We start from the raw sequence: 20494 nt of genomic DNA on the forward strand, positions 1-20494 counted from the left end.
AGGGGTCTCAAAGTGAATAAATTGTAACTATTGATGCTGTAAAATTAGAGTGTACTCTGGATGAGGTACAGGGAATGCAGAATTTTCGGTTTTGAATTTTCTGTTACGACTTGTACCCTGCAACAATTATTTCAGTTGGCACAAGTACGTAAACAGTTACATTCAACCTACAGTTTTCAGATTAAAAAAGATACTCCATGGGATAAATTTTGTAATCCAAGATGTTGTGCGATGCTTTGACCTACATCAGCAAAGGTATCGCGACGGCCAATAAAACGGCTTTTAAGATTAGGACCATATACTAATACTGGAATATGCTCTCTTGTATGATCTGAACCAGGAAATGTTGGATCACAACCATGATCCGCTGCAATAACAACTAGATCATTCGGTTTTAATAAAGCATCGAGCTCTGGAAGACGTGCATCAAACTCTTCAAGCGCATGAGCATAACCCGTTACATCCCGCCGATGGCCGAATGAGGAATCAAAATCTACAAAATTAGTAAAAACCAAACTACCCTCAGGAGCAGTATTCATGGTAGTCAAAGTAGCATCAAATAAGGCCATATTATCATCAGCCTTAATCACTTGAGTGACTCCCTGATGCGCATAAATATCAGCAATTTTTCCTAATGCAATCACTTCGCGACCGGCTTCTTTCAAGTAATCAAGTAGTGTTTTTGCAGGAGGTAAGGTTGCATAATCCTTACGATGAGCAGTTCGTTTGAAGGCTCCTGGTTGGCCAATAAAAGGTCGCGCAATCACTCGTCCTATCTGATATTCATCTACTAAAGTCCGCGCAATGTCACAAATATCATACAAACGCTGTAAACCAAAGTGTTCTTCATGGGCGGCAATTTGAAATACGCTGTCTGCGGAAGTATAAACGATGGGTTTACCACTTCGAATGTGTTCTTCACCTAATTCCTCAAGAATTGTAGTTCCTGACGCATGTTTCTCACCAAGCACTCCTGGTAAACCGGCACGTTGAATAAAGGTATCAATTAATTTTTTAGGAAAGCAGAACGGTTGTTCAGGAAAATAGCCCCATTCGAACGTCACTGGAACCCCTGCTAACTCCCAATGCCCGCTAGGAGTATCCTTGCCTAAGCTCTGTTCTACTGCATAGCCATAATGGCCCACAGGTTCAGAAAAATTAGACAACTCAACAAAACGTAATCCACAGCTTGCTAGGGTTGCATGATAAAGTCCCCGTCTGGCCAGATTGGGTAATGTTAAAGAGCCTTGGCGAAGCCCCTCTCGATTGCATTCACCACGCTCACATGCTTCATGGATGTGAACAAAAGTATTGGCACCAGCATCCCCATAACGAGGGGCATCTAAACTAGCTCCAATGCCAAAAGAATCCATCAGTAATATACAAACTCTCCCAGTCATCTTAGTTCTCAATATGTTGGCAGCGTGTTTCTTTTAAACCTATCAGCATGAAGAAAGCAATTAATAGGCCTACAGGTAAAATAATTGCAGCATATTGATATGCGCCGAGTAGATAAACAGGAGTTCCATTCACCATTTGCATACCCCCATGATTCGTTAATAAATAACTGAACATATTTTGATACACAATATAACCACCTTGAGTCAATATCGAAATGACACTTACAGCGGTTGCGGTCATTGCAGGTGAACTACTTTCAGCAACCAAAGCATAACTAATCACTTGCGCTGAAGTAAAAAAACCAAGCAAGAAAAATAAAAATGCCATCATGCTATAAGAAACAGGAAGGTAAAGCACTGCGAGTAAAGTTAATAAGGAAGCAATTACACCAATTTTCATAGGCATAATTCGTAAACCCATTTTATCAGATATCCACCCGACTAGAGGTGATCCAATAATTGATCCCAAAAATAACATACCATTTACGACAGACGCTTGCGAAGAACTAATATCTAACCGCTGTACTAGATATAAAGTCCCCATCATGGCACCAAATACAGCAATAGCCATATTCATTAAACTGGCATAAAATGCAGCCCGCAAATATTGAGTATTCAAATACGCCTTTTTAGCGGCTGAGAATACATTGATTGGTTTAACTACATGCTTTATTGATGTGTGCGGTCTTTCTTTTATCCAAAAAAACATAACGATCAGCATGGCAAAACCAAGAACTCCGACATCTTGAACTGCCTGACGCCATCCAACTAAATTAACCAATTGGGTTAACGGATATTGAGCCAACATGCCTCCAGCCATTGCCATAGTCACTATAGCTCCAGTGACCAAAGCCATACGTTTTGGTGGAAACCAATGCGATGCTAAACGGACAGGCCCTAAGAAACAGAAAGCACTACCTATACCTGTGATAAACCGACAAAATAAGGCCATATAAAATGAATGTGAGTAAGCCAGTAGAAACGTACTTGCCACACATAAAAACATAGCAATTAATAAAGTATTCTTAATGGAGAAGCGGTCAAGAACCATCCCAGCGACAAAAAGAAACAATACATTAGAAAGATAGTAAATGCTTGATAACCACGCCATTTTATCAGCTTGTATCTGATAATCCTGCATGATATTTGCAGCAATGGATGCAAACATATTCCCCTGAATAAACTCATAAAAAAAGAATAAGGTCGCAGCAAAACACACCAGCCAGGGTAATAATGAAGACTTCATCTCATTATATCCTGGAAACTCATCCACCACTTGCATCTTTACTCCTCAGCTTTATCGCTTGCAATATGTTTCACGGGTTATTAATACGGCAATTAAAGCCGCAACCGTAGTTATTGGGAACATCCACATGGCGTATTGAAAATCTACCACAGAATAAGTTGTTGCTGCCGACCCAGCATGGTGGGTTATTAACCAACCATAGAGTACTTGTCCTACGCCCCCACCACCCATAATAATTACTGAGGCAATACCTGTAGCAGCCCCAGTGTTTTCAGCAGAATTACTTTCAGCCACTAAAGGATAAGAAATTACTTGTGTGCTGGTAAAAAATCCTAAGGCAAAAAAGATAATACTAAGTGCAAACTGCGATAAAACGATATCCAAGAATAAAGGAATTACAATGATAAGGGTTGCAATAGCTCCCCCGATCATTAAAGGCTTTCGACGCCCCTGAGAATCAGACAACCATCCAGCCAATGGGCAACCAATAACACTTCCCATAAAAATCAAACTGACGACATTGCTGGCCGCCATTTCGGGTAAATGATGAACGACCTGCAAATAACTCGCACCCCATAAAGCGCATAAAACCATAATGGGTAAATTAAGAAAGGAGGTGTAAAAACCTGCCAACCAATTTTGTGAATTAGAGAATGCTTTGATAAATCCCGAAATAACTTGCCCCTGATTGGTACGAATTTTCATGGGTGACTCTGCGGGTTTATCGCTTACCATATAGTAAATCCACAGCAGCAATACAGCACCCACTGCCCCATCAATTAACAAAGCCTTACGCCATCCAAATAATTCATAAAGATACGCAAAAGGAGTATGGGCCATCATACCGCCAACAAAGGCCATTGTAACCAAAGATCCGATCACAAGAGCTTGCCTTCTTGGTGGAAACCAATGCGATACCAAGACGACGCAGGATAAGAAGCAAAATGCATTACCTATTCCGGAAAGAAAATGACAGAACGAAGCTAAAATAAACGAGTGAGTTAACGCAAAACCTACCGTACCAAGTACACAAATAAACATCGCGCTTAAAATAACAGTACGTGTAGAAAAACGATCCAGAATAATTCCAGCTGGAAGAAGAAATAGAATATCTGCCCACAAATAAGCGCTGGACATCCAACTTAATTGAGTTGCATCGATGTGAAAATCATCCCGTAAAGGCTGATTGATTACATCAAAAATGTTGAGTTGAAAAAATTCATATAAAAAAAAGAGTCCTGCCGATAGGCACACAACCCAGGCCATTAAATCACCACGGGGCACAAAAGTTCTCGAATCCACTGCAACAGATTGCGACACAGTTACTCCTTATGGCTTAAAAATTGCGCCCGATTATATCAAAACTCTAAATAAATTGGTATCTTTATTGAACAAACTTGGAGTCACTACGTGGTGTACAATTTCCCCTTGTTCAAGATAATAATATTTCCAATATTCCGCTTCTGCTGTTGTTATGTTTTTACACGTATTTTTTGCAGAAACTGGAATTCGCATCAATAAAAATGGCTTATCACCAGAGTGAACTCGTTGAATTAGGACCATTTTGGAAAACAATTCCGGTGCAACATCGGTGATATAATATGGCTTAATTGCCAGATAATTTTCTCGTCCATTGTCCAGCAATCGGCAAAGCTCTTTACTATTTAAAGCAAATTTTACTCGACCTCCTGAATAAAATTGAGCTGAGAATTCAGTTTTGAAATTCCAATAAATAAGATAGCTTCCAGCTTCGGGATGTTGCTTTAACCAGGCGGCAACTACATATTTTTCTGTTTTGGATATTGCTTGTGGAGTGGCATTGTAGGCAAGGGTTGCTGCAAGGAACAGTACTCCGACGAGTACAGAGAGCTTTATAATAAGCTGCCTTGCTCTGGTTATGGCCCCCACACGATCCCAGTACGTCACAAAAAACACTGAAAAAGCAGGAAGGCTTGGAAAAATATAGGTGTAAATAATGTTCCGGGAAAAAGTAAAAAAGACGATCGGAACTATGGTGCATAGAAAAAAGTAACTTAACCACCCGTTGTTGTCGACAAATACTTTGCGCACATTATGCTTGTATTTAATAAACCATGCAGCCCCGAGCACACACCAAGGCAAGGTCCCTATTACCGCATATATCCAAATCATTCCCCAGGCTTGTTGGTGTGCAAAACCATACTTGTCACCTACCCATCCTGGTTTTAAAAATCGATTGAAATTCTCACCAATAATAAAATAATTTAAAAATCCCGGCGTTCTTATTTCTGCCCAAATATACCAAGGAAGTGCAATTGCAAGCATGAGTATTATGCCCTTTATCCAAGGTAATCTTTCCCATAAATTACGCCACTGCTTCCGTAATAAAACCCAAAAAAATATGGGCATTCCTGATAAAACAATAGCAACAGGACCTTTTGCTAATAAACCAAGTCCCAAAGCTACAAAAAAAACATAAGACCAAAGTTTGCTTCCATCAACCACGGCCCGCCAAAAAGCGACCTCGACCAAAGTAATGCAAAGGACCAAAGAGGGGTCCGTCATTACAGTTCCTGCATCAAGAAAAAAATACAGTGTTCCTGAAAGCACCAAGGTTGTGACCATGGCAATGACATCACCGCTATGCCTTTTAACCAAATACCAAATAAGCCAAATCGTAATCAAAGATAGAAACAAACCGGGTAATCGAACAGCAAACTCATTAACTCCAAAAAGTTTCATTGAAAAAGCAGATAGCCAGGTAGACAACGGCGGCTTTGCCCAAAAAGGAACTCCATAATCATGAAGTGGCGTCACCCAATTTCCAGTTTCCAGCATTTTTCGTGCAATTTCGGCATAGCGTGCTTCGGAAACATCATTTAATGGAATAAAACAAATGGAAATTATTCGACAGACCAGAAGAAAGACTAATGCAAATTGTGCATTATAAAAAAATTGTTGTTGCAACTGATTGTCGTTTTCAATATTCAAAACAGATCCTCATTAAAAATTTCTCTCTTGCAAGTAAGCAAAATCTATGAATCTGAAATTTCAGCTCGCTTCATCAAGTTACATTGATTAGCACTCAATAAAAAATGACAGAAATATTACCCTTTATTTTAATTAATACAATTTTTTTATGTACATTGATAAAGAACAGCATCATTTTAATGCGCAATTTTGTAGTTAACACATTGAATTTTATAATTTTTCATGAAAAGAATGAAATTGTATAATGAAAATACATGACGAGCGGTTTACTTTAGTTTACACTGAGGCCTTGTAAGAAGATCTTACATTTATCCATTGGACATTTGGAGACTAACATGACGTTTGTATTAAAGGAACTAAGTGAATTAAGAAGCAATTTTGATGAAACCGTTAGAGTTATATTAAAACGTGAAAAAAAGGGGAAAATTGAAGACCTTCCCAACCCTCATAGAGTCTATGAATTTCAATACCTCTCAACAGTACTTTCTCAACTAGAAGAACAAGCAGCACCATCCCTAGAGATAATCAAAAAGTACGAAGAAAGAAAAACTTCAGAAAAAGAGAAGTTCTCTCCAAGTATACAAGAAGAACAAAAAAGAGAAAAAGCTCAGCATACTGTTACAAATCTAATAAATGCTTTTTATGGCGCAATGTTAACGGTACTCGTAGACATCGAAAAAAACCGGGGCATGTTAGAGTCATCGGGTTTACTTAGTGAGCGCCTAAACGATGCAATAGGCATCGGTGTTGAAACCAAAGAAGAAGATAGACCTGGCATATATCAAACTGCTAAATTCCGTACCGCAATAAACGCAGTCCTAAATCAGGTTTTTATAGGACATGATTCGCGTCAGGGATTTGCAAAACACCATATGTTATCTGCTATTCCAACTGAAAAATTAGATCAGCTGATGCAGATCTCCTATAAACTAGAAAAAGACGCCCAAAAGGCAATCGTTGCTTCTTTTACTAATGATGCGCAAACACCTGCTGAACTCAGTCATTACCAAGCAATAAAAAAATCACCTGCCTCTGCAACCAATCGATTTTCTGGTTGGGATAAACTCAAAGCGGCTCTTAAAGATTTAATCGAAGATGATCTTGCAGATAAAAGCATCCCCAAAGTTGAAAAGTTAAAATCAACAGAACGCATTGCTCAACTTACCTTTTTGGAGACAATAAGAGACACACTGGACCTTTCAGAAATCGATGAAGCTGAAAAAGTTGCCATTCTCGCTGGAGCCATGCATCTAGTTCGTAAACAAATCGAAATTGAGTATGCATCTTCATACATCTCCAGCAAAGAAAATTCGATTATTTTCAATGGATTAAACAAAATACTTGCTGTAGACGAAGTAAAACCGCAAGATGTTGAATCCTTGATTACATCAGCAACCCAATTCATGCAATTTATGACCATCGCGCCGAAAAATGATGGCAAAAAGGCAATTCGTAGCAACCATATTTTTTCAGCAATTGCAAACTTTAAATTAAAAGAATCTTTTAATTTACTTATTGATATGATCTATGATTGTCGCATGGCCTCATTAAAAGGTGCTGTAGAGGAATTTAAAAAAGAAACTAAAAAAGAATCCAAAAAAGAATCTAAAGAGTCTAAAGGATACTTAGGCAGTTTGTCTTCTACAATCGGTAAAACCTTCTTTGGAAGTAAGGCCACCGACGAAGAAGAAAGTGATGATGAAGAACTAGAACATACAGTTTTACCTACCAAAAACTAGTATTAATCTTCAAGCTTTTTTAACTTGTCCCTTTGAAATAAGGTAGCCAAATATTCACATTTGGCTATCTTATCTTCTTAATATTTTTGTAACCAACCTGTCTCAGAGCAGCCATTTAGGCTATTTTTTTGTTACAATGTCGGTTTCCCTATTTGTTTGTACCTTGCACTAATGAAAATTAAATTAATTATTAAAGAGATATCATTTATTTTATTGCTTCTAATAGCGAGTCAAAGCACCAGTTTTGCATTTGAGCATCGCAATTCTAAGGACACTGTTAATGATGTTAGTAGCATCTTAGATTCAGAGGATCATTCTCAAGAGAATTACGATAGAAAAAAAGAGCCCTCTAAAAAATCGATTGTCCCCAAAAAAATAGTATCTATCACCATCGATGATTTACCTTTTGTTGGTGAATATCGAAACTTTCATTTGAATATGATGATCGAAACCATGACTAAGGAGCAAATTCCTGCTACTGGATTTATTATTGCCAGTGAGGTACGCAAAAATAACTGGGAAATACTGCAGAAATTTCGCGATGCTGGTTTTGGATTAGGTAACCACACCCTTACCCATGCAAATTTAAATAAAATGGATACCAAAGAATACATTCAAGAAATTCGAGGTGCTGACAACATTTTAAATCCTGTTTTAACGAAGCCTAAATATTTTCGTTATCCTTACTTGGCGATGAGTTCTGGACAAAAAAAAGAAGACATACTTTGTTATCTTGCGCGAAAAAATTATCAGGTTGCCCCTATTACTATTGATTCCAAAGATTTTGTCTTTAATCAACGCTTGTTATCCGTTCCTGAAATGAACAGACGCACTTATCTTGACGAGTTGAAGCCGTTTTATCTGGATTTTATTTGGCAACAAACCCTACGTGCTGAAGAACATAATGAATTCCATCAAAATACGGAGCAAGCCCAAATTTTATTAATTCACGCTAATTTACTTAATGCTTATGTTTTGCCTGATATCATCAATTTGTATAAACAAAATGGTTATGAGTTTGTTAATTTAGAAGATGCATTAAAAACATTTAAAAATCAAATTCAATGCAATAGACCTCATGCTCTTGCGCAGAACAAAAAACGACCTCAGCAATACAAGGTTGCAAACGCAGATATTGAGAAATTTATCGAATGGGATTAAAAAACCAAGGGGCACTACCAGTGCTCACTTGGCGTAAAACAATCTACTCTTCTGGTGCGAACAAGGATGGACAAAAAACCAATAGGAAGCCAAGGATTCACTTTAATTGAATTAATGATGACCCTGTTTATTATGGCCATCCTTTCTGCAATCGCCTACCCTAGCTACCTTCATTTCTTGCTAAAAAAACATCGCTCCGATGCCATAGCCACATTAGCACAAGCTCAAATCACTCTGGAAAGGTGTTATGCCCAAAATTTTTCTTACAATGCGCCCTGCAATACATTACCCTTATTTCCGCAAAGATCGATTCAAGATTTTTACAGTATTCGCTTAACGCACATAGGAAACACTACTTATACGCTAACCGCAACCCCCATAGGTTACCAAACTAAAGATGAAACCTGTGCCAGTTTGAGTATCAATCAATCGAATGTGAAAACAGCTGTAGACTCATCCGGAGCCGCACAAACTATTTGTTGGAGTCCAAGCTAAGTTAGAACCTTATCTCCCCACAGTAAAATTTACTTTACAAACAAAAACCTATTCTCTACTATCTCGCTTAACGGACAGTCCAACTTAAAATGAAATGGAAATTTTTTGCTTTTTCACAGGCATACTCTATCTATATACGTTTAACCGTACTTTACCCCTAATTAGCCTACTCGTTTTTTTCCTAAGTCCAAAGTATTCCTTGATCCTCTTTTTTATTTTAGGGGTTTTACTGGCATTCCTGCATCAATCACTTAATTTAACTAAAGGATTGCCCAATATTCCCGTCATACCTAAAGTGACAATTCAAGGAACAATTGCATCTATTCCTAACCAAGATTTTTCTAAAACCCAATTTTTATTTGCCCTTGAGCAATATGAGCAGCATCCAGCTCAAGGATTAATCCAATTATCTTGGTATAACAATGCTCCTGAATTACGCGTAGGGCAACGATGGCAGTTTACTGTCAAATTAAAAAAACCGAGAAATTATCTTAATCCAGGAAGCGCCGATTATGTTGGCGCACTTAATACACGCCATATTCATTGGACGGGTTATATTCTTTCTAAAAACAATCAATTGCTTTCAGAATCTCATTCTCATTTTAATTGGCTTCGAGTACGTGAGCATTTAGGTCATCAACTCAACCAATTGGCGCCCAACCAATTCACAGCAGGAATTGTTGAAGCATTAACTTTAAATTTGACCAACCATATTAGCCAACAAAATTGGGATTTATTTAGACGTACAGGAACAACCCATTTATTTGGGATTTCAGGAGAACATATTGCATTGATATCAGGAATGATTTATTGGCTAATTCGTTGGCTATGGTCGCAAAGCGCCCTATGCTGTTTGTATGTTCCAGCCCCCTATGTAGCCAGTGTCAGCGGTCTTCTGGCGGCTGTGTTATATGCCTTCTTAGCAGGATTTGCTCCCCCAGTACAAAGAGCACTCATCGGCTGTTTTTTTTATACATTCTATCGTTTAGGCAAACAACGTTTTTCGGCCTGGCAAATATGGCGGTACGCGCTTTTTGGCGTTTTATGTATCGAACCACATGCAGTATTCATGCAAGGTTTTTATTTTTCCTTTCTCGCCGTAGCATGTTTGCTTTTAACTCAACAGCGTTGGAGACTAAAAGGATATAAAGGAAGTTTAGCCTTACAATTAAGTTGCTTAATTGGACTCATGCCTTTAACCCTCTACTGGTACTCGTATGGTTCAATTAATGGATTTATCGCAAATTTATTCGCTATTCCTCTGGTTGGCTTTTTAATCGTACCCATAGCGTTGATAACGATGGCACTCAGTTCATGGAATATTGCCCTCCTCTTAATGAAACTCTTATCGTTGCTGATTGCATTGTTATTTAAAGGATTAAGCCTTATTGAACATTTAGAAATTATTAATATTAATTGCTCTATTCATAGCATTGAATTCGTGATTATTTTGATGGGCGCTTTACTAATGTGGGTTTTATTACCCATTAAACCCTTTCAATGGATTACCCTACTCTGGTTACTGCTTCCATTTTTTCCATCCCGTACTCCACTATCACCAGGAGAAGCTGTAATTGATATTTTAGATGTAGGTCAAGGTTTGGCAGTTGCGGTAAGAAGTCAACATCATGTCATGATCTATGATACTGGAGATCGATTTTTCAAAGGAAATGATCTAGGGAATATGGTGATTTTACCCTATCTTAAAACCCTAGGAATAAAAAAAATTGATGCCGTGGTCATTAGTCATCCAGATAAAGATCACCGTGGAGGGCTCAAGTCCCTTGAGAAAGGAATGCACGTAGAGCAACTATTAGTCAATGAGCCTCGTTATTATGGTCATGGGGAATCATGTCATAATTATCCGCAGTGGCAGTGGGATGGTATTCATTTTCGTTTCTTGCCAATCATCATTCATTTCAAAAATAAAAACAATAACTCCTGTATTCTGCAAGTAAGCACTAAAGCTGGAAAGGTATTATTAACCGGAGATATTGAAAAAAAAGCCGAAGATTATTTAATAAAAACCTATGGAGAACAACTGGCATCCGATGTTTTAATTGTCCCTCATCATGGTAGTAAAACCTCTTCTTCTTATCGATTCTTGCTCGAAGTTGCGCCACGTTATGCCATAGCCTCTTTAGGCTATGATAATCGTTTTCATTTTCCTCATGCTAAAACTTTAACCGCTATGAGCTCATTACACATTCCCTTTTATAGGACAGATCAGTGCGGCATGGTGCGACTTAATTTGCCTGCTCAAGGGATAATAGATAAACCTCTTTGTTTTAGCGGACTCAATAACACCTAGCCCAATATTTAAAAAACTCGGGTTCTGCTATGCTGCCATCCAGGTTACAATAGCGGAGGATACGTCATCCCGAACGCAGTGAGAGACCTCGAAAAGATGGGTATGAGTAAAAATCAGGAGATCCTTCGTCGTAAACTCCTCAGAATGGCTTGGCCGTGAATGACTCTTAGATACTGCCTTAAATTCGATGCCTGAATTTCGGTCGCTCTTTTTTTTAAAAAAGCTATAGTAACTATTGAAACAACTGATTTGAGCAATTCATGTTAACTGATAGAGCAAAAATAGAATATTACCAGGCCTTACTTGCTAAAGACTCCAAATATGAAGGTCTATTTTATGTTGGAGTTAAATCGACTGGAATATTTTGTAGACCAACCTGTCCTGCAAAAAAACCAAAATTTGAAAATTGTGAGTTTTTTCACACAGCTCAAGAGGCACTCCTTGCGTCATATAGACCATGTATGCGCTGCCAACCCCTAGTTTATCCTAATCAGGCTTCTAATTTGATTCAACAATTAGTTGCAGCTGTAGAAGCTAATCCTGAAAAGAGATGGAGGGACAGGGATTTCGCCGCATTAGGAATTGATACATCAACGGCACGTAGACAATTTAAAAAACGCTTTGGCATGACTTTTGTTGCCTACGCGCGGGCAAGAAGAATGGGTATAGCCATGAAACAAATTCGTGAGGGTACAATAGTGATTGAAACACAATTAAATGTCGGATATGAATCCGGTAGTGGTTTTCGCGATGCTTTTTCTAAAATAATGGGAGCAGCTCCTTCGCAATTATCAAAACATCCTACTGTTTTAAAAGCCTCTTGGTTCGATTCACCTCTTGGGCCACTGCTTGCAGTAGCTGATGAGGAGGCATTACATCTTTTGGAGTTCGTGGATAGAAGAGGTTTAGAGCGTGAGGTAGAACGACTAAGAAATAAAATGAACGCAGCCATTATCCCAGGGGATACTGCCCCACTTCGTTCGATTGAAAAAGAACTCAAAGCTTATTTTTCTGGGGCTTTAAAAAAGTTTAACACTCCCGTCCAAATGTTAGGAACCCCGTTCCAAAAAATGGCCTGGCATGCTTTGACACTTATTCCTTATGGCGAAACAAGAAGTTATGCAGAACAAGCTCAAACTCTAGGAAAACCCACTGCATACCGAGCAGTTGCCAATGCTAATGGTGCAAATTCGCTTGCAATTATTATTCCTTGCCACCGAATTATTAACTCCAGTGGAAATTTAGGGGGGTATGGTGGAGGAATCTCACGCAAACAATGGCTTCTTGAACACGAACAGAAAAATAAATGAATAGCTCAAGAAAGAGTTCAAGAACTAAAGCCTATTATGAAAGCCACAGTTTTTCTAGCTCATGAGGAAGTATGCGGCCTTATAATTACCGTAAGAATTTTTTCAATTAATGCTGTTCTTTCATGCAAAATTTATGCACTTGGTACTTTTAAGTCAGGGCAAATTCTCACTTTATCATTTTCAAATAATGAAAATAATTTTGAAGAAAATGCCATGACCTCTTTAAACATTTGTAACTATTATTTACGTTTTCTTAACCATTGATCCTCTAAAAAAATAGATTCCCAATCATTATGAGTTAAATGTACCTCTCTTTATTTCAAAAATCCGATATAAGTTCAAAGGTAGTAATAACGCATGCAGAACAAAAATCGGATAGAGAGTACTACCAAGCGCATACATAATAAAGGCTACATTGGAGCAAATTGCGATGAGTCGTAATGTCAAAATCCTTTTGACATAGAACGTCGCTAACACTAAGCAACAGGCAACATAGCCAACAATTTCGATCGTTGATTCCATTTCAACTCCCAACTTACAATCCATTCCTATTCAACATACACCTAGTATGCGTGACTCGCAAGTGGGCTTAATTGTGTAAATTAGATAAAACGAAGCGAAATCTGTTTAAAAAATCACACAAAGAAATGTTCTAGATTTCGCTTCGTCTTTTTTCTGCAAACTATAGCGGTAATGGTGTTGCAGATGAAGGAAGCGTCGGGATGTAAATTCGTTCATTAACAAAGGTAATTGCTTCTCGTTCAAATGTTATTTTAATTGCAGAAAGCACTTCATCGCGTACTGTAGCTAAATCACTTTTTGACCAATACAATACTTTAAGTTCAACCCCTCCTCTATCAATCATCTGCGATAATAAAATTTGGGGGTTGGGTGTGGGTAAAATATGGTTGCATTCCTCACAAATTCTATGGAGTAATGATTTAATATTATGGACATCATGAACTGCATCAATTCTAAGTATTATCTCATCGCGTTTTTGAGGATATATACTTAAATTGGTAATTTCTGATTTGATTAAAGCCTCGTTGGGAATGCGAATCAAACGATTGTCATTGGTTTTGATTTTAGTTGATAACCAGTCAATAGTTTCTACTGTTCCCTTAGTATCTTTAATGGAAATCACATCCCCTACTTTGAACGGGCGCTCAAATAAAAGAAACACACCGCTAATAAGATTGGATGCCGCCGTTTGTGAAGCAAAGCTTAAAGCTACAGTAAATAGCCCCGCGGTACCTAGTAATAAGGTTAACTTAAACCCCATCTCATGCAATGCTGAAATCGAAAACAGCAAAAAAAACCCATAATAAATCACTCGACTTGATAACATAGCGAGGTGTTTTGAAAATCGATTTTCAATTATTTTTTCAACCCAGTGACTGATTTTTTTTGCAAAAAAATAACCAAAAAAAAGTAGAAATAATGCAAAAGCAATCTGTTCCCAATTTATATGCTTCAGATATTCTATTGTGTAATTCATAGGAGACTCATATAAAGATACGAAAAGTAATCAAAAATAGCATCAATTTTCACCAATAGATACTATAAACTTTTCATCAATATGGGGTATTGTATGACATGAAAACCTTTGCGTGTGGTTTTTTAAAATAAAAACCCACAAAACTCAGCCCGTGGGTTATAAAATTAAATTGCTCTTATAATTTTAATAACAAGACTCTTGTAACCAACAATGTCCATATCGATTACATACGCGAACAGTTTGACATGAGGGATAGTAATAGTCGTTATAGTAAGGAACCCCAATTACAACACCAGTCCCCCAGCCCCCATAACCACCGTGCCAGCCGCTATTATAGTAACCACCGTGCCAACCTCCGCCGTGCCAACCACCGCCATGCCAGCCTCCACCATGCCAACCGCCTCCACCGCCATGCCAGCCGCCGCCATGCCAACCCCCGCCTGCAGAACTCACTCCAGAAGCAAAGAGGCTTAGAGCAAAAACTCCAATGCATATGATTTTACTCATAATATTTCTGCTCATACTCATTCCCCGTTCTTAATCTCCATGAGTTTAATTATAGCTCAAGTACGTCTTAATAATAGTATCTCTGTCGATTTTTTGTGCCTCGAAATTGCATTTGAAATACATCTAATAAAAAGAAATAATAAGTTCCTGCTTTCTATTTAGGGTGTTTAATGCAACTCACTCAATTTACTGATTACTCACTGCGCGCTTTAATTTATATCGCGATCAAACAAAATACTTGCACCATTAATGATATTGCCTCGGCATATGCCATTTCACATAATCATTTGATAAAAATAATTCATAACTTATCAAAACTGGGGATTATTAAAACAACCAGAGGAAAAAATGGAGGGATTGTCATGGCTGAAAATCCTGCAGAAATTAATTTAAAAGCTCTTGTTTTAAAGCTTGAACCGCATTTTGATTTAGTACCTTGTTTTAACAAAGATAAAGCAAATTGTTGCATTGCACCTGCCTGTAAATTGCGAAAAATTCTTCTTGAAGCACAAAGCGCTTTTTTTGCAATTTTAGAGCAATTTAGCTTAGCGGACATTATTCTAAACAAAGTCGAACTTTACCCATTACTCAATCTGGCTCCTCAAGGAGAAGAATCTGATGCATGAAATTAAAATTAAAAGAATTTATGAGCAACTTGATTCATCAGATGGATACAGAATATTGGTTGATCGATTATGGCCTCGAGGAGTAAAGAAAGAGACCGCTGCTATAGATTTGTGGTTGAAGGAAATCGCACCAAGTAACGAACTACGCCAATGGTTCGATCACGAACCTGAAAAATGGCAAGAATTTAAAAAACGTTACATTAATGAACTGGCTAAAAAGCAAGAGCAAATCACAACAATCACTACCAAAGCAAAACGCCAAACTGTGACTTTGTTATACAGTGCTAAAGACGAAAAGTACAATAATGCAATCGCTTTACTTGAGTTAATTAATACCACAAGAAAATAATCAAATTTGGTACTATTTAAAGTTGTATTTAAAATGAAACTTAAGTATGATTAGCCTAATTTATATCAGCAGATAGTGACATGACTGAGCTGAATAAAACACATATCGAAAAGCTCGTGACCCATTTTTACCAAAACGTACAAAGAGATGAGGTCCTTGGCCCTATCTTTAATGATGTGGCACAAGTTGATTGGGGTAAGCACATCCCTCTACTGTGTCAATTTTGGAATAGCATCATGTTGAAAACCAATGAGTATCACGGTAATGCCTATCAAAAACACGTCCTATTAAAACAATTCACCCATTTTGAAGAAGCACACTTTGTCCGTTGGCTCGATTTATTCCAGAAAGAAGCAGTACACCATTTGCCTAGAGAAATCGCGGAAGAAATCATTGAAAAAGCCTCCTTAATTGCAGAGTCTTTAAAATATGGAATGCTGAGTCAAGAAAAGGGGGTTAAAGAACATGCTTAAACCACTAACTCGTGATATTCTTATAACCTTGATTATTAAATTTAGCTTATTGATTTTATTATGGATAATTTGCTTTAAGAACGTGGAAAAACCACATCAAAGCAATGAACAATGGCTGTTAGGAACAATTCAAACAAAAGAATATCTTTCTTCTGAAAAATAATAAATTAGGGAATTCCTTAGTATTTTCTAAGACAAACAGGGGAATCTAAGGAGTTTATCAATAAAGTACAAAACATGCGAGGTGAGTAATGATTCCTGGTAGTGACCTGGTCGATCTATCCCGTTTACAGTTTGCTCTAACAGCACTTTATCATTTTCTTTTTGTCCCACTCACGTTGGGTTTGTCCCTCCTTTTAGCCATCATGGAAACAATCTATGTAATGACGGGTCGTGATATTTGGCGACAAATGGTCAAATATTGGGGAATTCTCTTCGGTATTAATTTTGTTTTAGGTGTCGCTACCGGATTGACCATGGAATTTCAGTTTGGAACAAATTGGGCCTATTATTCCCATTATGTTGGCGATGTTTTTGGTGCTCCACTGGCTATTGAAGGGCTTATGGCTTTCTTTTTAGAAGCCACTTTTGTCGGTTTGTTCTTTTTCGGCTGGGATAGATTAAGTCGCTTCCAACATATGTGTTGCACTTGGTTGCTTGCTTTAGGCACCAATCTTTCAGCATTATGGATTCTGATTGCTAATGGCTGGATGCAAAACCCTGTTGGTGCGGAATTTAATTTCCATACCATGCGGATGGAAGTCACAGACTTTGTTGCCGTGATGTTTAATCCAGTTGCTCAAGCTAAATTTGTTCATACGATTAGTGCTGGCTACGTTACAGGTTCAATTTTTGTTTTATCCATTAGTGCTTACTTCTTATTACGCGGTAGAAACATAAACTTTGCCAAACGTTCAATAACTGTAGCTGCCAGTTTTGGACTTGCATCCGCTTTAGCAGTAGTCGTGTTAGGGGATGAAAGCGGCTATCTTGATAATCAAAACCAAAAAATGAAATTCGCAACAATCGAAGCGATGTGGCATACGGAAAAGGCTCCAGCAGGTCTTACAGTTTTTGGTATTCCTAATGAAGAAACAATGACCACTGATTATGCAATAACTATTCCTTATGCATTGGGATTAATTGCAACCCGAACATTCACAGAACCTCTAGAAGGTATTTCAGAGTTGATCGAACAAGGAAAAGAACGAATCAAAGAAGGAATACTTGCTTATGAAGCGTTGACTCGATTACAAAAAAATCCTAATGACGAACAAGCAAAAGCTGATTTTACCGCACACAATAAATATTTAGGCTATGGTCTGCTCTTGAAGAAATATACTGAACAAGTTGTTGACGCAACTGAAGATCAAATTAACCAAGCAGCCCATGATCTGAAGCCCCGAGTCACTCCTTTGTTTTTCTCCTTTCGTATCATGGTTGCCTGCGGATTTTTCTTTATTCTTTTATTTGCAGTAGGCTTCTACTTGTCTATGAGACGTAGATTACATACTACCCGCTGGTATTTGCGTATGGCATTCTATTCATTACCATTACCTTGGCTTGCTGCAGAGCTAGGCTGGGTGGTTGCAGAATACGGACGACAACCTTGGGTCGTCCAGGATATCTTACCCACAGCTATGGGGACCTCTACTTTAAATAATGCTCAAGTATTAACCTCAATAACGGGTTTTATCCTCTTTTATACAATTCTTGCCGTCGTTGAAATTTTCTTGATGGTTAAGTACATCCGTCTTGGCCCTGATAATATGGCTCACTAGGAGATTCATTATGCCTTTGGATTATGAAACATTGCGAATTATATGGTGGATTCTGCTCGGTTTATTACTGATTGGTTTTGCGATCATGGATGGTTTTGACCTGGGTGTGGCTATGTGGTTACCATGGATTGCAAAAACAGACACGGAACGACGCATATTAATTAATAGCATTGGACCGACTTGGGAAGGAAACCAAGTCTGGTTTATTCTAGGTGGGGGTGCAATCTTTGCAGCCTGGCCAATCTTATATGCCCTCTCGTTCTCAGGCTTTTATTTTGCAATGCTCTTGGTATTATTGGCCCTAATCTTGCGTCCAGTAGGGTTTAAATACCGTTCCAAATTAACTAATCCTCAATGGCGTTCATTTTGGGACTATGCTTTATTTGTCGGAGGCTTTGTGCCTGCGCTGATCTTTGGGGTTGCTATTGGCAATGTGTTGCAAGGCGTTCCTTTTCATTTTGATGAATATCTACGACCCTTTTATACGGGTACTTTCTTTGGTTTACTGAATCCTTTTGCGCTACTATGTGGCCTACTCTCTGTACTGATGCTCGCCATGCATGGTGCTTTTTATCTAAACCTAAGAACAGAGGGATACCTACAAGAGCGAGCTCGAAATGCAGGAAAAATATCTGCTCTATTGACCATGTTGCTCTTTATTGGAGCGGGGATTTGGCTTCATTATGGTATTGATGGTTATAGTTTGACCAGCGCTTTAGCGCATGATGGCCCATCAAACCCACATTACAAAACGGTTATCCAACAAGCAGATGCTTGGTTTTCTAATTACCAAAGTCTTCCCATAACGTTACTTGCTCCAGGAATAGGAATAATTGCGGTTTTACTAGCATTTATTGCCGCAAAACATGTTAAAACTGCTTTTATTTGCAGTGCTCTTTCTGTTGCCGGGATTATCACTACGGTAGGTGTTAGTATGTTTCCGTTCATACTCCCCTCTTCCTCAAATCCCGGACAAAGTTTATTGGTCTGGGATAGTTCTTCCAGTCAATTAACCTTGTTTATTATGTTAGCAGCTACTGTTATTTTCTTACCTATTGTCTTGCTTTATACAGCTTGGGTTTATCGTGTGTTACGAGGAAAAATAACTGAGCAAACAATTACTAAAAATCAAGATACGGCTTATTAGGAGGTTTATTATGTGGTATTTTTCCTGGATTTTGGGTACTGGTCTGGCCTGTTGTTTTGCTATCTTAAACGCTATGTGGCTTGAACTCGATGATTCAACTAATGAACTAATGTAGCCTAATCTTCAACCCGAGAACCCTATCTTCTCGGGTTGTTACACTAATCAAGTTTTAATACTACAATCCCACCCAGCGAATAAATTCATTATGCGCATTTAAATTAACGCTTGAACTCCCCTCAAAATAAACGGTGAAGCTATTTGCGAGTTCGTTTTCTTTGGATAAACCTCCGTTAATTTTAACTTCTTTGATTTTACCTAAATTGACGATCTGCATTTGTGTTTCATAATAACCACCCCGAACTATTTTCAGTACAGGTATGACGAAATGAATGGCATTCAGTCCCTCATTTTGGCCTGTTGCAGTATCTGGCTTATTGTTATTAGCCAAGTAATAAAGTTCTGTTGCATTCAAAGCAATGTACTCTCCATTATTAATCTGACGTCGTAACATTCGCGTCAATGGTGCGGTAGTATGAAATACACGTTCATAAGTATCTGCTGAAATGACGGCAACAGGTTTACTTTCGGCATTTTTACTGCCTTTATAACCACTTCCTACAAATAAAATAGCATCGCGATGTTCATCAGGAGCAGAATCAGGTACTTGTATTGTTGGATCATTCGTATTTTGAGACACGGCAGTTTTATCACAATTTAAAAATTTTGATTTGGCAAACCACGCATCACTCGGATAATAAATAACCAATAATGATTTATCCTTTATGGTATTTATAATTCCATTGGAGGTCGCTAAAGGAAGTGCAGGACATCCCCAACTTCGTCCAGGTCGTCCATATCGTTTAATAAACCCTTCTTCTACATACCAACCAGAATGCATCACAACAGACCGACCAGATGCATTATCGTTAAAACTACGATCCAAGCCATCCAAACGTAATGAAAGACCATCACGGCCATAATAAGCTTGTTGGGTTTGATACACTCCAATACTGCTTGCTTTACTGTTAAATTTATTAGAAAAGAAATTGGTCAACAATGCTCCAGATTTGATGCCATGGGAAACATAGGTGTAAAACAATAACTTTCTTGCTTTTAAATCAAAAACCCAGAAACGCTTCTCGTTGGAAGGCAATGAATAATCAATAATGGTTAAAATATTATTATGCACCACATTATAGTTTGTAGCACATTTGAGAGTAGTCAGTACTTTATTAATTACTAGGGGATTTAAATTAGGCGCTTCATGAGTTAACAATGACTTAATATCATTTAAGTAAAGATCGTTAATCTGCTCGAGGCCCGGAAACGGTGCTATTTCACTGATGAAACGAGCATCATCCTTCATAGTCCGTGTTTGGGGAAGCTCTAAAGGAAGTTGCGGAAAATAGCTTATAGTTACTGCTAAAAATAATAGCAGAAGAGCGCTCATGATTTGTCCTTATTTTTATTTGTTCAAATCC

General features: G+C 38.1%; 19 protein-coding genes. 12 read left to right on the forward strand and 7 right to left on the reverse strand.

What is annotated here, in order from left to right; genetic code table 11:
• Nucleotides 1-176 precede the first annotated feature (176 nt).
• From ACWTEW_RS31965 to ACWTEW_RS31980, 4 genes are read right to left on the reverse strand one after another with little or no spacing between them, the layout of a single operon-like run.
• Nucleotides 177-1400: a phosphopentomutase gene (locus ACWTEW_RS31965; protein WP_454782000.1), complete on the reverse strand. Its 1224-nt coding sequence runs from the start codon at nucleotides 1398-1400 to the stop codon at nucleotides 177-179.
• 1 nt (nucleotide 1401) lies between these two features.
• The gene (locus ACWTEW_RS31970) at nucleotides 1402-2682 is read right to left on the reverse strand and encodes an MFS transporter (protein ID WP_454782001.1); all 1281 of its coding nucleotides are present in this window, start codon (nucleotides 2680-2682) and stop codon (nucleotides 1402-1404) included.
• A gap of 15 nt (nucleotides 2683-2697) precedes the next feature.
• Entirely contained in the window at nucleotides 2698-3966 is a 1269-nt protein-coding gene (locus tag ACWTEW_RS31975) for an MFS transporter (protein WP_454782002.1), read from the reverse strand.
• Nucleotides 3967-3999: 33 nt separating this feature from the next.
• Nucleotides 4000-5616, reverse strand: a complete 1617-nt coding sequence (locus ACWTEW_RS31980; protein ID WP_454782003.1) for an ArnT family glycosyltransferase — start codon at nucleotides 5614-5616, stop codon at nucleotides 4000-4002.
• A gap of 335 nt (nucleotides 5617-5951) precedes the next feature.
• Here ACWTEW_RS31980 and ACWTEW_RS31985 point away from each other — a divergent pair, with 335 nt between their 5' ends.
• The 5 genes from ACWTEW_RS31985 to ACWTEW_RS32005 all read left to right on the forward strand — a co-directional run bounded on the left by ACWTEW_RS31985 (nucleotide 5952) and on the right by ACWTEW_RS32005 (nucleotide 12632).
• Nucleotides 5952-7355, forward strand: coding sequence for a hypothetical protein (locus ACWTEW_RS31985; RefSeq protein WP_454782004.1), 1404 nt, complete (start codon nucleotides 5952-5954; stop codon nucleotides 7353-7355).
• Nucleotides 7356-7526: 171 nt separating this feature from the next.
• Nucleotides 7527-8516 carry a polysaccharide deacetylase family protein gene (locus tag ACWTEW_RS31990; protein WP_454782005.1) on the forward strand — a complete coding sequence of 330 codons (990 nt, stop codon included), beginning with the start codon at nucleotides 7527-7529 and terminating at the stop codon, nucleotides 8514-8516.
• 66 nt (nucleotides 8517-8582) lie between these two features.
• Nucleotides 8583-9011 carry a type IV pilin protein gene (locus ACWTEW_RS31995; RefSeq protein ID WP_454782006.1) on the forward strand — a complete coding sequence of 143 codons (429 nt, stop codon included), beginning with the start codon at nucleotides 8583-8585 and terminating at the stop codon, nucleotides 9009-9011.
• A 94-nt stretch (nucleotides 9012-9105) separates the two neighbouring features.
• A complete protein-coding gene (locus tag ACWTEW_RS32000) occupies nucleotides 9106-11322 on the forward strand; it encodes a DNA internalization-related competence protein ComEC/Rec2 (RefSeq protein ID WP_454782007.1) in 2217 nt (738 codons plus the stop codon).
• Between the two features lie 260 nt (nucleotides 11323-11582).
• A complete protein-coding gene (locus ACWTEW_RS32005) occupies nucleotides 11583-12632 on the forward strand; it encodes a bifunctional transcriptional activator/DNA repair enzyme AdaA (RefSeq protein WP_454782008.1) in 1050 nt (349 codons plus the stop codon).
• Between the two features lie 682 nt (nucleotides 12633-13314).
• Here ACWTEW_RS32005 and ACWTEW_RS32010 read toward each other — a convergent pair.
• Both ACWTEW_RS32010 and ACWTEW_RS32015 read right to left on the reverse strand, forming a co-directional pair.
• The gene (locus ACWTEW_RS32010; RefSeq protein ID WP_454782009.1) at nucleotides 13315-14130 is read right to left on the reverse strand and encodes a mechanosensitive ion channel family protein; all 816 of its coding nucleotides are present in this window, start codon (nucleotides 14128-14130) and stop codon (nucleotides 13315-13317) included.
• 183 nt (nucleotides 14131-14313) lie between these two features.
• Nucleotides 14314-14637, reverse strand: coding sequence for a hypothetical protein (locus ACWTEW_RS32015; RefSeq protein ID WP_483099567.1), 324 nt, complete (start codon nucleotides 14635-14637; stop codon nucleotides 14314-14316).
• 170 nt (nucleotides 14638-14807) lie between these two features.
• Here ACWTEW_RS32015 and ACWTEW_RS32020 point away from each other — a divergent pair, with 170 nt between their 5' ends.
• From ACWTEW_RS32020 to cydX, 7 genes are all read left to right on the forward strand, one after another.
• Nucleotides 14808-15263: an Rrf2 family transcriptional regulator gene (locus tag ACWTEW_RS32020; RefSeq protein WP_454782011.1), complete on the forward strand. Its 456-nt coding sequence runs from the start codon at nucleotides 14808-14810 to the stop codon at nucleotides 15261-15263.
• The gene (locus tag ACWTEW_RS32025) at nucleotides 15256-15612 is read left to right on the forward strand and encodes a DUF488 domain-containing protein (protein WP_454782012.1); all 357 of its coding nucleotides are present in this window, start codon (nucleotides 15256-15258) and stop codon (nucleotides 15610-15612) included. Before ACWTEW_RS32020 ends, ACWTEW_RS32025 begins: the two co-directional genes overlap by 8 nt.
• Nucleotides 15613-15692: 80 nt before the next feature.
• Nucleotides 15693-16085, forward strand: a complete 393-nt coding sequence (locus ACWTEW_RS32030; RefSeq protein WP_454782013.1) for a group III truncated hemoglobin — start codon at nucleotides 15693-15695, stop codon at nucleotides 16083-16085.
• Nucleotides 16078-16248: a cytochrome oxidase putative small subunit CydP gene (gene cydP, locus ACWTEW_RS32035; RefSeq protein WP_454782014.1), complete on the forward strand. Its 171-nt coding sequence runs from the start codon at nucleotides 16078-16080 to the stop codon at nucleotides 16246-16248. The genes ACWTEW_RS32030 and cydP overlap by 8 nt, the downstream gene beginning before the upstream one ends.
• Nucleotides 16249-16336: 88 nt before the next feature.
• A complete protein-coding gene (locus tag ACWTEW_RS32040) occupies nucleotides 16337-17866 on the forward strand; it encodes a cytochrome ubiquinol oxidase subunit I (protein WP_454782015.1) in 1530 nt (509 codons plus the stop codon).
• A gap of 10 nt (nucleotides 17867-17876) precedes the next feature.
• Complete coding sequence (gene cydB, locus ACWTEW_RS32045; protein WP_454782016.1) at nucleotides 17877-19013, forward strand: cytochrome d ubiquinol oxidase subunit II; 1137 nt, start codon at nucleotides 17877-17879, stop codon at nucleotides 19011-19013.
• 7 nt (nucleotides 19014-19020) lie between these two features.
• Nucleotides 19021-19128 carry a cytochrome bd-I oxidase subunit CydX gene (cydX, locus tag ACWTEW_RS32050; protein ID WP_454782069.1) on the forward strand — a complete coding sequence of 36 codons (108 nt, stop codon included), beginning with the start codon at nucleotides 19021-19023 and terminating at the stop codon, nucleotides 19126-19128.
• Nucleotides 19129-19188: 60 nt separating this feature from the next.
• On the opposite strand, the gene ACWTEW_RS32055 is transcribed toward cydX, so the two are convergent.
• Complete coding sequence (locus ACWTEW_RS32055; protein WP_454782017.1) at nucleotides 19189-20463, reverse strand: murein L,D-transpeptidase catalytic domain family protein; 1275 nt, start codon at nucleotides 20461-20463, stop codon at nucleotides 19189-19191.
• Nucleotides 20464-20494: the final 31 nt, after the last annotated feature.

The sequence above is a fragment of the Legionella stuttgartensis genome (assembly GCF_977063405.2).

What these genes read in the sequence shown, in the direction of transcription:
- ACWTEW_RS31965 (WP_454782000.1), bottom strand. Translation starts at nt 1,400, where the DNA reads ATGACTGGGAGAGTTTGTATATTACTGATGGATTCTTTTGGCATTGGA.
- ACWTEW_RS31970 (WP_454782001.1), bottom strand. Translation starts at nt 2,682, where the DNA reads ATGCAAGTGGTGGATGAGTTTCCAGGATATAATGAGATGAAGTCTTCA.
- ACWTEW_RS31985 (WP_454782004.1), top strand. Translation starts at nt 5,952, where the DNA reads ATGACGTTTGTATTAAAGGAACTAAGTGAATTAAGAAGCAATTTTGAT.
- ACWTEW_RS31990 (WP_454782005.1), top strand. Translation starts at nt 7,527, where the DNA reads ATGAAAATTAAATTAATTATTAAAGAGATATCATTTATTTTATTGCTT.
- ACWTEW_RS31995 (WP_454782006.1), top strand. Translation starts at nt 8,583, where the DNA reads ATGGACAAAAAACCAATAGGAAGCCAAGGATTCACTTTAATTGAATTA.
- ACWTEW_RS32000 (WP_454782007.1), top strand. Translation starts at nt 9,106, where the DNA reads ATGGAAATTTTTTGCTTTTTCACAGGCATACTCTATCTATATACGTTT.
- ACWTEW_RS32005 (WP_454782008.1), top strand. Translation starts at nt 11,583, where the DNA reads ATGTTAACTGATAGAGCAAAAATAGAATATTACCAGGCCTTACTTGCT.
- ACWTEW_RS32010 (WP_454782009.1), bottom strand. Translation starts at nt 14,130, where the DNA reads ATGAATTACACAATAGAATATCTGAAGCATATAAATTGGGAACAGATT.
- ACWTEW_RS32015 (WP_483099567.1), bottom strand. Translation starts at nt 14,637, where the DNA reads ATGAGTAAAATCATATGCATTGGAGTTTTTGCTCTAAGCCTCTTTGCT.
- ACWTEW_RS32020 (WP_454782011.1), top strand. Translation starts at nt 14,808, where the DNA reads ATGCAACTCACTCAATTTACTGATTACTCACTGCGCGCTTTAATTTAT.
- ACWTEW_RS32025 (WP_454782012.1), top strand. Translation starts at nt 15,256, where the DNA reads ATGCATGAAATTAAAATTAAAAGAATTTATGAGCAACTTGATTCATCA.
- ACWTEW_RS32030 (WP_454782013.1), top strand. Translation starts at nt 15,693, where the DNA reads ATGACTGAGCTGAATAAAACACATATCGAAAAGCTCGTGACCCATTTT.
- cydP (WP_454782014.1), top strand. Translation starts at nt 16,078, where the DNA reads ATGCTTAAACCACTAACTCGTGATATTCTTATAACCTTGATTATTAAA.
- ACWTEW_RS32040 (WP_454782015.1), top strand. Translation starts at nt 16,337, where the DNA reads ATGATTCCTGGTAGTGACCTGGTCGATCTATCCCGTTTACAGTTTGCT.
- cydB (WP_454782016.1), top strand. Translation starts at nt 17,877, where the DNA reads ATGCCTTTGGATTATGAAACATTGCGAATTATATGGTGGATTCTGCTC.
- ACWTEW_RS32055 (WP_454782017.1), bottom strand. Translation starts at nt 20,463, where the DNA reads ATGAGCGCTCTTCTGCTATTATTTTTAGCAGTAACTATAAGCTATTTT.